This is a genomic window from Klebsiella sp. WP3-W18-ESBL-02, from assembly GCF_014168815.1.
Classification (GTDB): domain Bacteria; phylum Pseudomonadota; class Gammaproteobacteria; order Enterobacterales; family Enterobacteriaceae; genus Kluyvera; species Kluyvera ascorbata_B.
Genome location: NZ_AP021972.1, coordinates 2,132,769 through 2,144,345 on the forward strand (window position 1 = coordinate 2,132,769; position 11,577 = coordinate 2,144,345).

An 11,577-nucleotide genomic window follows, 5' to 3' on the forward strand; every position below is an offset into this window, starting at 1 on the left:
ATGTCATACGGGGTATTGTTAACTGCATCATCTGGTGAGGTATGGGTTAGCCCGGAAAGCATTCCATTATCACTATATGCAAAACAGAGTGTAACTGTTTCCCTATCACCAACAACCACGACAATCACACAATATTACGATGTAAATAGACCAATAATCCCATTCGTTTATACCACTGGTGAAGGTGCGTTATGGTCTGATATAGCAAATGGCGTGTGTACCATTTCTTTAAGAAATGCGGCCATAGGGACAAGGATGGATGTATATTTCTTTTCTATTTTCCCTCAGCCACTCCCTAAATATGGCTTAGCAATATGGGACGCTTCAGGAACCTGTATATTAACAAATGAAACACGGACGCTTTCAGATCTGGAAAAGGTCGGCGGCGGTGGTGCAGCGAGTGATAATGGGATTAACACAAACATTCTCAAGTCTGGAAAGTGGGGGTGTGTTCCTGAATATCTGGGTATTGCAACCGGTGTTATTAACGACCCGTACCCGCGGCCTTGGCAGTCTAACATCCGGGCAATTGCCAGGCAGGAAGGAGGAAATACCCGCATCATTGCATATAGTGATGCGGGGGCTTCCTCTGGGGTGTCTAGCGTTGCATTTACCAACTCCCACGCTAATGTGATTATTACAAGATTAGATGTATATGACTAATTGATCGTTATCATCGATCAATTTTATTTTATTGATCTATTTAAACAATTATCTATTCTTTTATGTGTCTGATACGTTCGTATTAATCAATTTTGATAGGTGATTAGCATGAAAGTCCTGATAGTTATTGCTTCAATTTTACTCATATCCGCTTGTACAGCTACGCCAAAAAAAAACCTCCTTTATGCACGGCTAGTACCTTAATTGGAGGGCAAAAAGTGGCCGTTAATATTTATGGTGTGTGAAAGGAAGCAGGACAAACACAGTATAAGGCGGGTTATCCGTTTAACTGGCGTTGGATAGGTAAGAACAACTTTACCGAATCAACATGTAAATAGATAAAGATAAATAAAAACCCCGCTCCGGCGGGGTTTTTTATTGCCAATATTCAGGAGTTGCCATGTCAGCAGGTACTTTAACCCTGGTGAATAATTCGGATATAGTCGCCGGTTCCGATACCCTTTTCACTGCTGAGCTTTCAGCGGGTGATTTTATTGTTGTAACCACTGGCGGCGTTACCTACACGTTGCCCGTTAAATCTATTGAATCAGATGTATCATTAAAATTGTCACGGAATTATAACGGGCCCGCAGCATCTGAAATATCGTGGACTGCAATGCCGCGCGATACATTGAATAGAATTAGTGGGCAAATTGCCGCTGATACCGCATACGCCATTCGTCAGCGTGTTCTTGAAATCGACAACTGGTATCAGCTGCTGGAAGTTAACGGCGATGTAACCATTAAAATGGCCGACGGCTCAAGCTACACCGGACCGTCATGGCTTAAGCTGATCGACGTTATGAAAGAGTTGCAGATAGATGCGCTAATTCCCCTGGCCGAACAGATTCGCGAGGATGCACAGCAAGTGGCAGAAGATAAGCCCATTATCGTGCAGGCCAAAGATGACGCCCAGGCAGCCGCCGCCGCTGCCGCCGCGTCAGAAGGGAACGCCGCGACATCTGAGAGCAACGCGGCAGAATCGGCATCAACAGCAAGCAACGCAGCCGATGAGGCCGCAGAGTCGGCTCGGCAAGCGGGGGCATCTAACCCGCTGCTGGCACTCCAGATATCACAAAACCTTCAGGATCTGGCAGACCGCGCGGCAGCATGGCTTAACGTTCGTCCTGTTGGCTCAACGCCGTTAGCTGCGGCAGCGGTAAACGATGGTGACGCTCCGCAATGGTTGCAGGTTCAAAACCTTGTGAGTGCTGGCACTGGCGGCCCGACAATGAACGGTGTAATGAACTATCACGTCGGCGAAGCTGTGCAGTGGGAAACCCGCGCATACTATCCACCAAACTGTTTGCCGCGTGACGGCCAGATCGTCAACCGCGCGGATTGGCCTGAGCTGTGGGCGTGGGCGCAAAAAACATCGCCGATCACAGATGCGGCATGGCTGGCCGACGTGACGAAGCGCGGCTCTTATTCCACCGGCGACGGCTCAACTACTTTCCGCCTGCCGGACTGGAACGGCGTTCAATCAGGCTCGATCCCTGGCGTGTTCTTTGGCGGTGGCGCTGGCACTAACGACAAGCTGTTAGCGCTTAACGCCGCTCCAGATTTCGGCGGGTCTTTCGGTTCTGATATGGCTGGCGTGGCGTGGCTTGCTGCGACATCTGCTTCTGGTGGGTTCAAAGTAACATCGTATCAGACGAATAACCTTTTCCATCCGACGGCTGGTTACGATAAATATAGCGGGTATGGCCTTTGGGAGTTCAAGGGGTCATATTCCAGCGCGGTATATGGACGAAATAACGCCACAGAGATCGCCCCTAACCGAGTCTATGGCGTATGGCTTGTTCGAGCATCTGGCGGGTTCGTTGCTGCAAACACATCATGGGACGTTGTTAACGCGCTTACGGCAGCGCCAGGCGTTTCCACGACAACATACGGCGGCATTGTTAACTCGACGCTGAAAGTCGGCACCGCTGATTATGGCAAAGCAGGGTTGCGCGCCGTAGTAACAAGTGACGCCGCTGGCGCTAAAGCCGTAACTGCAGAGGTGCTGGTGTCAGATTCAACAGGATCTACCACCACGACTAAGGTGATCAAGCTCGGCACTGTTGATGGGCTTACCGGCGGCAGTATTAAATCATCGATCGCTGTGTCACCGCCTCTTATGCCTACAGTGAATGGGGATGGCGCAAATAAAAATAATGGTTCAATACTTGTCGATACTCGATATCCTGGCCACCCGGCAGGTAATGGCGTGCTCGGTGGACAGGTATGGTGCCGTACATTAATGAACGACACCCTGCTTTGGCAGTTCGGGATGTACAACTACACAAATGTGGGGGTTGATACAACTGGCGTCCTATCAATGCAGAACGTTGAGGGATCAGGGCAAAGCGTATATTGGACGTTCAGCAATAGCGGAAATGCAACCGCAAATAACGGCTCGTGGCTTAATGGCGTGTCTGACGAGCGCGCAAAATATGAGATCGAGGAGTTGGCAGATCCATATGGCGCTCTGGCCGGCATCAAGGCTCGTACCTGGCGTTTGAACACAAAAGCCAATAAAGGGAAGTACGGTATCGGGGTTCTGGCGAACGGCCTTTATGACCAGTTCCCGGAAGCGTCGCTTCACGCCGGAGACATGGAAATGGCCGACGGTACGGTGCTGAAAGACGCATTAACGGTCCAGGCTGGCGATAGCGGGGTGACTGTTGCAGTTTTAACGGCTGTTCTTCAGGACATGGTCAAGCGGATGGCCGACTTGGAGGCAAAATTGAAAGCTCTGACAGAATAAATACTCAGTGTGAAAACAGCGGCCCGCGACATGTAAGCACGGGCCGCTGCTGTAGGCCAGGTGTTCATGCCGTGGCGCTGGCGCAAGTATAGGTTAAATAACTCATTCAGCAACAAGCCAGAATTCAGCCTCCTCAAACATTTCAGTGACGACCCGGCTGATTTGCTCCTTCTCATGTTTGCTGGCATCAGTGTTGATCGCCGGCAGCGTCATCATTGGTTTCACCCTCACATCGGCATCAGGGAAGATGCGCTGTACCCTCTTGCTCAACTCCCCCAGAATGATGTCTTTCGCGCCCGGCAAACCATCAAAATTTCGTTTGTCATAAACGAGTTCCACAAACATGCTCTAGCCACTCTTTACTGGATATAATCACAGTATATACTGTATGTGTAAACAGTATCAATGTGAGTGAGTTTATTATGCAGTTTTATTCACCAACCGAACTTAGAGAGATCGTCGCGCTGCCATTGTTTAGTGATATGGTGCCCTGTGGTTTTCCTTCGCCTGCAGCTGATTACGTGGAGCAACGTATTGATTTGAATGAGCTGCTTATCCAGCACCCCAGCGCTACCTATTTCGTCAAAGCATCAGGTGATTCAATGATAGAAGCAGGGATCAATGATGGTGATTTGCTAGTGGTGGACAGTTCAAGAAAAGCCGAACACGGCGATATTGTCATTGCTGCTGTCGATGGCGAGTTTACAGTTAAGCGTCTGCAGATGCGGCCAACGATACAGCTAAACCCGATGAACAGCGCTTACTCTCCGATCATCGTTGGCAGCGAAGAGACACTGGACGTGTTCGGGGTGGTGACTTTTATCGTGAAAGCGGCCAGTTGATATGTTCGCGCTCTGTGATGTGAATTCGTTCTACGCTTCTTGTGAGACGGTATTCAGGCCAGATTTAAAAGGGCGGCCGGTGGTCGTTCTCTCAAATAACGACGGCTGTGTGATCGCCAGGTCAGCAGAGGCAAAGGCTGCCGGCATCACCATGGGGGAACCGTACTTCAAGCAAAAGGACCTGTTCCGGCGCGCTGGCGTGGTCTGCTTCAGCAGCAACTACGAGCTCTATGCTGACATGTCTCATCGGGTGATGACGACGCTTGAGGAGCTGAGTCCCCGCGTCGAAATTTACAGTATCGACGAGGCATTCTGCGATATTACCGGCGTGCGTAACTGCCGTGATCTGACGGCATTTGGCAAAGAGATCCGCGCGACCGTATTGCAACGCACGCACCTGACCGTGGGGGTCGGAATAGCGCAGACAAAAACGCTGGCCAAGCTGGCGAATCACGCCGCCAAAAAGTGGCAGAGACAGACTGGCGGTGTCGTTGACTTGTCGAACGTCGAGCGGCAGCGCCGTTTGCTTGCGTTGGTGCCCGTTGAAGATGTCTGGGGCGTCGGTAGGCGCATCAGTAAAAAGCTCAATGCAATGGGTATCAAAAACGCCCTGGAGCTTTCAGAGCAAAGCACCTGGACAATCCGCAAACATTTCAACGTGGTATTGGAGAGAACGGTACGCGAGTTGCGAGGTGAGCCTTGCCTCGAACTTGAGGAATTTGCCCCAGCAAAACAGGAGATCGTCTGCTCCCGCTCGTTTGGTGAACGCGTCACAGAGTACGAACAGATGAGGCAGGCAATTTGTAGCTATGCGGCGCGCGCTGCGGAGAAATTGCGTAGCGAGCATCAGTACTGCCGGTTCATATCCGCTTTCGTGAAAACGTCACCATTTGCCCTTAACGAGCAGTATTATGGCAATAGCGCCTCGGTTAAATTACTGACGCCAACACAGGACGGCAGGGACATCATCAATGCGGCCACTCGCTGTTTAGACAAAATCTGGCGCGACGGTCACCGCTTCCAGAAAGCAGGAGTGATGCTGGGTGACTTCTTCAGTCAGGGGGTAGCGCAGTTAAATCTGTTTGATGATAACGCACCACGAGCTGGGAGCAATAAGCTGATGGAGGTGCTGGATCACCTCAATGCGAAGGATGGTCGAGGAACGCTGTATTTTGCCGGGCAGGGGGTTCAGCAGCAGTGGAAAATGAAGAGGGAGATGTTGTCACCACGTTATACAACACGCTATTCTGATATCGTGCAAGTGCGTTAAGTCACTTTTATTCTTGAATTTTCTGGTTAGGCAAAGGATCAAACATGTTAACAGAAATGATATTGAAGGAGGATTTATGGAAAACTATTCTTTCCGCAATACCCGTTATCACAGTTGTATTAAAGTTTATCCAATATCTATATCAAGCAATAAAAAATGGTAGGATAATTAAACTTCGGGAATTTTATAAAGAATATGGCGAACATTTGGATGTAGAAGATAAAAATCTAATATCAAAACTCCTGAGGAAAAGGATTATGTCTCAGCTTGTTGTGGTTTCAGATGAAGATATTCGAAATAAGTTAATTTACATTCAAAATAGATGTGATTTAAAACTATCAAATAGAAAGGTAACAGTCTTATCTAGGCAGTTAAAATATAACGGAAATCACTTTTATTTTGAAATAAATAAAGCCTATAAGATTAAAAGAAAAATAGCCAGGTGTGCAGGGTTTGTATACTTTTTGTATGGATTAGCACCTATGAAACTACATCGTGATTATTTATTTGGACTGATACCAGTTCCGTTAATGGTTTTGTTTTCAACTATCTGTTTTTTAATTTCATTTTATATGTTTAATGCTTACCCAAGCGATAAGAAAATCCAGGGATTAAATGGAAAAATGCTTAAGGTTGATGGCTCAAGATATAGAATAAAAAAGCATTAATATAGCAGGCAGTGAGCGCTGTGAAATGCACAGTATTTCTATTTCAATAATAGCAATAGCAATAGCAATAGCAATAGCAATAGCATTAGCAATAGCAATAGCAATAGCAATAGCAATAGAATTGGGAATATTCATCAGGAAATATCGTTTCCTTACGACATAAAGAAGACAAACCAGTCTTAACAGACTGGCTTGTCGAATTTCTTTGGTCGGTACGAGAAGTTTTACCCCTCCCCCCATGACGGGAACGCTTACCATCGATAATATCTGCTCAGTGCCAGGGGCGGACTTAACAACGACAAGTAAGCGAAAAACATTCAAAAAATATAACATTACAAATCAATCAGTTAATCATTATTATTGTGGCGTGATCTATATGTATAAATCGACTCTTCTACACATTTCGATTCTGAAATTTTCCTTTTGAATATTTATTCAAAATTATAGATGTGAAAATTTATTATTTTTTTGTATTTAACTTTGGCCATAGTTGTTCTAAAAACTTCTCAGGTGTGTTTAGATATATCACACCATGCATGAAGCCAAGATTTCCAAGTATGTACCATGATACAGTCAACATCCTTTCAATTAAAAGTTTGGAGTTATGCAATATTTCATCCAAAGGCTGTAATGATTTATCTTTCATCAGGTTTTCTTCTGATAACCTTAAGAAGTTAACAATTTTACTTTCAAGTTTAGGGCTGTCTATTCTGTGAGCTAACTCATTTCTGAGTTTGTTTAGCGCATCAAGTACAGGCCAAATTTTCCTAGGAAATTCCACCTTGTACATATGAACTCCGTAAAGTGCTTCAGCCAATTTTAGTTTATGATGAAATGAGAATTGAATACCATTTAAAGCCTCTGGAGACTTGCAGTGAAGCAAGACAATTTCGTACAAAATCTCTTCCATGAAAAGGTGGGATTTTAATACTAATGACGTCATGTCGAGATCAGGAGTTAGATGTTTTTTATATTTTAAATGATATTCTTCAGATAGTTTTTTTAAAGCTTCTTGGTCCGTATTTGTCATTTCTTTACCCATTTTAAAAATGAAAGTTATCCGTTGCATGTCATGAGGACTACAGCGGAAGTTAGGCTGTGAGCGAATGTCGCAACCCATCCAGATTAATTAAATATTACTACACTAGCAACATCTGAATAATCAAATCTTAGCTAGCCATTTCGTAGTTGTTGATTTCTACTTTTCCTTTATGAGGGACAACCATACTCAAATCTCCCACATTGCAGGAGATTTGAGTATGAACACGCCACCATGGAACTGTAAGTATCCCGCTTAAACGCCCCATTCTCTTTTAGAGCTCCTCTGGTATGCGGATTAGGTTACCCGAAAGCGAACTTTTGCTCCTCGCTCGTAGCAGACCTGGCCTGTTCCGCGTTGGTCAACACGCGGTCAGGTTAGCAATTTCTCCATCGATTTTGAGAACAACTGCGAACGTCCGCTCCTCGCTTAAAGGGGACCTTCAGATCCAGGAGGCTGTCCGCTTGGTACCAGAAGAGAACATTGCGACTTAAGAAATCTGCTAACCAACGGCCAGCAGATTTTATTCTGATATTAGTTACGCTCAGCAATAACAGCAGCGCTGCTATGGGCAGTCCTGCCCAGACGACTGCTAGTGCAGAAGGTCGAGTTGGTGGTCGGCGGCCTAAGTTCAGCAAGGATGAATGGTCGCAGATGGGGAGGTTGATAGGGGGGGATGGACAGAAAGCAGGTGGCGCTCATTTTCGATGCTGGGATATCTACTCTCTATAAAAAATTCCCTGCGAATGTAAACGAACCTTTTGTATTAGGGGGCATGCCAGACGGCGTTAATTCGCTTTTTGTCGCAGGGGAATGCACTTGGGTGAGCAGAATATGTGCTGAAAGGCGGGGGGGATGGGGATTCGTCTTGCGCTAATTTTTAGAGGCGAACTCCCTCTAATTTCACTCGTCGCGATCCCGAACTTCATAGTAACCGTTTGATATGAAAAGGTTGGATTAAGCTGTAATGATAAGTGTTTTTAGTCTTCGTTTTGATGTAAGCATTTGATTTTTGTGTAATTTTGTGGATTGACTAGACAACAGGAATCGTATTCGGTCTCTTTTTATCTGCCGTATGCACTCAGCAGGACAAGCTCCGCGGGAATCCGTTAGCTTGTTAACCCAATGTAAACAGATTCTCGCTCCCATCCAAGCACTTTTGTACAATTTAGCGACTTTTTTTTCTTTTTATAAAGTGACAATAGTCGCAGACGAAATACAAAATGCTAAGAACTCATATTTTTCCGAAAAATAGATATGTCGCTAATAATATTATTTGTCGCGTTAAAAAGTTTATTTTCTATTGTGAATTAAAATCTCTATTTTTTTTGCTAAAAAAGGCGCATGCTTTGCGGCGAGTTGAGCCACAGCCTGCCACACCGCGCCATACCTCTGTTGACCACCGTTTTGTAAATAAACGTCTGGGCAGTGAATTTGTCGAACGTAGCACTGTCCAACGATTATACGTACCGCATAAAGACAAATGAACGGACTCGTTTTTTTCCTTACGCGTTACCCTTGCATTACGTTGCTGGAAACAATGATGTCCAAAAAATTTGATACCGCTTTACTTCATCCCCGTAACGGGTTGAAGTGGTTCGCTCTGGCCTCTTTATGGCTGGTGGTGCAGTTGCCGTACCCACTCTTACACCTGCTTGGCACTTCTCTTGGTAAAGCGTCACGACGTTTTTTAAAGCGCCGTGAGCAAATTGCCGCGCGCAATATTGAGCTTTGCTTCCCGAATATGGATGCCGCACAGCGGGAAAAGCTGATTGAACAAAACTTTATGTCACTGGGAATGGGGCTTATCGAAACCGGTATGGCCTGGTTCTGGAGCGATGCCCGCGTTAAGAAATGGTTTGACGTTGAAGGTTATGCCAACCTGATGGACGCGCTGAAAGAGCAGCGCGGCGTTATGGTGGTGGGCGTGCACTTTATGTCACTGGAGCTCGGCGGTCGTGCGATGGGGCTGTGCCGTCCAATGATGGCAACTTACCGTCCGCATAATGACCCGCTGATGGAATGGGTGCAAACCACCGGTCGCCTGCGTTCGAACAAAGCGATGATCGATCGCCGTAACCTGCGTGGTCTGGTGCAGGCGCTGAAGGCCGGTGAGGCCGTCTGGTTTGCGCCGGATCAGGACTACGGTCCGAAAGGCAGCGTCTTTGCGCCGTTTTTCTCGGTAAACGAAGCGGCGACGACCAACGGTACCAACGTGCTGTCGCGCCTTTCCGGCGCGGCGATGCTGACCGTGACCATGGTGCGCAAGCCGTGTCAGCGTGGCTACACGCTGCATATTAGCGAAGCCATGACGGATTATCCGTGCGGTGATGAGATCTCCGCTGCGTGCTATATGAACAAAATTATTGAACGCGAAATCCTACGTGCGCCGGAGCAGTATCTGTGGGTGCATCGCCGGTTCAAAACCCGGCCGCGCGGAGAGGCGTCACTGTACAAAGCCGTACCGCACGCGAAATAAATAACCCGCCTTTGGGCGGGTTCCTTTTGGGTTAGACAAGCCGCATAACCCAGGCGTCGGACGGTCGATCGTAGCGTTGACGATAGAGAACGGAATGTTCGCCATCAAGAAGGGCCGGGATGCTGATATCAGCGTCCCAGGCATCTAACTGCATGCATAAATCAGGATCGGACTTGCAAGGAATGCTTAACGTTCGCTCGCCGTGCTGATCGGCGTGCATCACGGCATCATCAATTTCGAATGCGCCGATGCGTACGCTGGTTTTACTCATAATGCTCTCCGTTAATCTGCTGACCGTTGTGGTACGACCAGTTAGGCCGTACCTTTTCAGCGTAGTCAACGCGGAGAATTCTGCCAGTCAAAAGGTGCGCTTTTTTTGTGCGCTACTCCGACCTGTTGGCAAAAAGCTTGCCGTCACGAACTAATTCACGGGGATAACTGTTTTTCAGCCGTGAGCCGATGCGTTTGGCCAGGCCCAGCGGGAATCCCTGGAAAGTGACAATCACATCGTCCGTGGCGGGCGACTGCTGCGGGTATACATCGCGGCCACGATACCATTCTTCCGCTTCTTCCAGCGTCAGCTCATGCCCTAACTTTCGGGTGTTTGCCAGCGCGATAACCGCTTCATGCTGCCAGCGGAAACCTTTATTGTGCGTTTCGGCAAGCTTAAGCCCGATACGGGAAAAACGAACTTTTCCCAGCAGAGGCGCAATCTCACCCGGGAATAGCCATATCTCTTTGTCGCGCTGCCACAGCGTCAGCGTATCGTCCCATTCAATACCGACCTTACGCGCAGCGTCGGCAACCGCCGCGGACTCGCGGCTTTTCATGGGCGCAAACGGGAATTTACCCACTTTATAGCCCGGAGCCGGTAGGGGATCGATGGCGGCGGTTTTACGCAAACGGGCGACGAAGAAGCCTTCACAGTCATAAATTTGCGGGAAGACGTGCAGAAAACCTTCTGGCGTCAGCGCCTGTTCCGCGCCAGGGAATAGCGTGCCCAGTGGCGCTATCTCTACCGCCTGTGGATAGCGCGCCAGCAGCCAGGCTACCACCGATTCGTTCTCGTCGCGGTTTAGCGTACAGGTTGAATAGACCAGCGTGCCGCCGGGGCGCAGTGCATGGAAGGCACTGTCGATCAGTTCACGCTGCGTATCGGCTATCGCCTGATTGCTCGCCAGCGACCAGTTTTTCAGTGCGTCCGCATCTTTACGCACTACGCCTTCGCCGGAACAGGGGGCATCTAACAGAATGGCGTCGAAGCATTCCGGCAGCGCGGCGCCAAATACGCGGCCGTCGAAGTGGGTCAGGGCGGTATTACTGATGCCGCAGCGGCTGATGTTGGCATGCAGCACTTTCACGCGGCTGGCGGAAAACTCATTGGCCAGCAGCATACCGCGATTGCCCATCCGCGCGGCAATTTGCGTGGTTTTAGAGCCTGGGGCCGCGGCAACGTCCATTACCCGCTCGGGGCGCTCGCCTTCGGCAAACAGCGCGGCCACCGGCAGCATTGAGCTGGCTTCCTGAATGTAAAACAGCCCGCTTAAGTGTTCGGCGGTGCTACCCAACGGCAGGGCGTCTTCCTCTTCGCGTTCAATCCAGAAACCTTCCGCACACCAGGGCACCGGCGTCAGCTGCCACCCATAGGGGGCGACCAGCGCCAGAAAATCATCCACCGTGATTTTCAGCGTGTTGATGCGAATGCTACGGCGCAGCGGGCGCTGGCAGGCAGCAAGAAAATCCTCAAAAGAGAGATGTGCGGGCATGGCCTCGCGCATCTGCGCAAGGAATTCATCAGGAAAATAGACAGAGTTTTGAGCCACTGGCGGATACCACAAGGAGATAACGAGCGCGCAGTCTAGCA

At 48.5% G+C, this 11,577-nt stretch carries 11 protein-coding genes and 2 pseudogenes; 8 read left to right on the forward strand and 5 right to left on the reverse strand.

The genetic code is table 11. The features are described from left to right. From H7R56_RS10120 to H7R56_RS10125, 3 genes and pseudogenes are all read left to right on the forward strand, one after another. On the forward strand, nt 1–663 hold the full coding sequence (locus tag H7R56_RS10120) for a hypothetical protein (protein ID WP_182928644.1): 663 nt from the start codon (nt 1–3) through the stop codon (nt 661–663). A 284-nt stretch (nt 664–947) separates the two neighbouring features. Further along, nucleotides 948–1,001, forward strand: a pseudogene (locus H7R56_RS28040) (cor protein); the annotation flags it as partial. Between the two features lie 62 nt (nt 1,002–1,063). Continuing rightward, nucleotides 1,064–3,415 (forward strand): hypothetical protein, encoded by a 2,352-nt coding sequence (locus H7R56_RS10125; RefSeq protein WP_182928645.1) that lies wholly within the window; start codon nt 1,064–1,066, stop codon nt 3,413–3,415. 102 nt (nt 3,416–3,517) lie between these two features. On the opposite strand, the gene H7R56_RS10130 is transcribed toward H7R56_RS10125, so the two are convergent. After that, a complete protein-coding gene (locus tag H7R56_RS10130) occupies nt 3,518–3,760 on the reverse strand; it encodes a DinI-like family protein (protein WP_182928646.1) in 243 nt (80 codons plus the stop codon). Between the two features lie 77 nt (nt 3,761–3,837). Here H7R56_RS10130 and H7R56_RS10135 point away from each other — a divergent pair, with 77 nt between their 5' ends. From H7R56_RS10135 to H7R56_RS10145, 3 genes are read left to right on the forward strand one after another with little or no spacing between them, the layout of a single operon-like run. Next, nucleotides 3,838–4,257, forward strand: coding sequence for a translesion error-prone DNA polymerase V autoproteolytic subunit (locus tag H7R56_RS10135; RefSeq protein ID WP_182928647.1), 420 nt, complete (start codon nt 3,838–3,840; stop codon nt 4,255–4,257). A 1-nt stretch (nt 4,258) separates the two neighbouring features. Further along, nucleotides 4,259–5,527, forward strand: coding sequence for a Y-family DNA polymerase (locus H7R56_RS10140; RefSeq protein WP_182928648.1), 1,269 nt, complete (start codon nt 4,259–4,261; stop codon nt 5,525–5,527). Between the two features lie 44 nt (nt 5,528–5,571). After that, nucleotides 5,572–6,195, forward strand: coding sequence for a hypothetical protein (locus H7R56_RS10145; protein WP_182928649.1), 624 nt, complete (start codon nt 5,572–5,574; stop codon nt 6,193–6,195). Here H7R56_RS10145 and H7R56_RS10150 read toward each other — a convergent pair. Continuing rightward, nucleotides 6,169–6,528 (reverse strand): hypothetical protein, encoded by a 360-nt coding sequence (locus tag H7R56_RS10150; RefSeq protein ID WP_182928650.1) that lies wholly within the window; start codon nt 6,526–6,528, stop codon nt 6,169–6,171. The two genes, H7R56_RS10145 and H7R56_RS10150, sit on opposite strands and share 27 nt — an antisense overlap. 127 nt (nt 6,529–6,655) lie before the next feature. Beyond that, nucleotides 6,656–7,225: a hypothetical protein gene (locus tag H7R56_RS10155; RefSeq protein ID WP_182928651.1), complete on the reverse strand. Its 570-nt coding sequence runs from the start codon at nt 7,223–7,225 to the stop codon at nt 6,656–6,658. 600 nt (nt 7,226–7,825) lie between these two features. On the opposite strand from H7R56_RS10155, the pseudogene H7R56_RS27665 reads away from it, so the two are divergent. Both H7R56_RS27665 and lpxP read left to right on the forward strand, forming a co-directional pair. Continuing rightward, a pseudogene (locus tag H7R56_RS27665) lies at nt 7,826–7,982 on the forward strand (helix-turn-helix domain-containing protein); the annotation flags it as partial. Between the two features lie 795 nt (nt 7,983–8,777). After that, nucleotides 8,778–9,713, forward strand: a complete 936-nt coding sequence (gene lpxP, locus H7R56_RS10160) for a kdo(2)-lipid IV(A) palmitoleoyltransferase (RefSeq protein WP_106927738.1) — start codon at nt 8,778–8,780, stop codon at nt 9,711–9,713. A 31-nt stretch (nt 9,714–9,744) separates the two neighbouring features. Here the strand turns inward: lpxP and H7R56_RS10165 are convergent, their stop codons facing one another. Both H7R56_RS10165 and rsmF read right to left on the reverse strand, forming a co-directional pair. After that, nucleotides 9,745–9,984 carry a DUF1480 family protein gene (locus tag H7R56_RS10165; protein ID WP_106927736.1) on the reverse strand — a complete coding sequence of 80 codons (240 nt, stop codon included), beginning with the start codon at nt 9,982–9,984 and terminating at the stop codon, nt 9,745–9,747. 112 nt (nt 9,985–10,096) lie between these two features. Continuing rightward, nucleotides 10,097–11,536: a 16S rRNA (cytosine(1407)-C(5))-methyltransferase RsmF gene (gene rsmF, locus H7R56_RS10170; protein WP_106927911.1), complete on the reverse strand. Its 1,440-nt coding sequence runs from the start codon at nt 11,534–11,536 to the stop codon at nt 10,097–10,099. Between the last annotated feature and the right edge of the window lie 41 nt (nt 11,537–11,577).

Coding starts and splice junctions, on each gene's coding strand:
- H7R56_RS10130 (WP_182928646.1), bottom strand. CDS start 3,760: ATGTTTGTGGAACTCGTTTATGACAAACGAAATTTTGATGGTTTGCCG.
- H7R56_RS10135 (WP_182928647.1), top strand. CDS start 3,838: ATGCAGTTTTATTCACCAACCGAACTTAGAGAGATCGTCGCGCTGCCA.
- H7R56_RS10150 (WP_182928650.1), bottom strand. CDS start 6,528: ATGTTATATTTTTTGAATGTTTTTCGCTTACTTGTCGTTGTTAAGTCC.
- H7R56_RS10145 (WP_182928649.1), top strand. CDS start 5,572: ATGTTAACAGAAATGATATTGAAGGAGGATTTATGGAAAACTATTCTT.
- H7R56_RS10155 (WP_182928651.1), bottom strand. CDS start 7,225: ATGACAAATACGGACCAAGAAGCTTTAAAAAAACTATCTGAAGAATAT.
- H7R56_RS10120 (WP_182928644.1), top strand. CDS start 1: ATGTCATACGGGGTATTGTTAACTGCATCATCTGGTGAGGTATGGGTT.
- H7R56_RS10140 (WP_182928648.1), top strand. CDS start 4,259: ATGTTCGCGCTCTGTGATGTGAATTCGTTCTACGCTTCTTGTGAGACG.
- lpxP (WP_106927738.1), top strand. CDS start 8,778: ATGTCCAAAAAATTTGATACCGCTTTACTTCATCCCCGTAACGGGTTG.
- H7R56_RS10125 (WP_182928645.1), top strand. CDS start 1,064: ATGTCAGCAGGTACTTTAACCCTGGTGAATAATTCGGATATAGTCGCC.
- H7R56_RS10165 (WP_106927736.1), bottom strand. CDS start 9,984: ATGAGTAAAACCAGCGTACGCATCGGCGCATTCGAAATTGATGATGCC.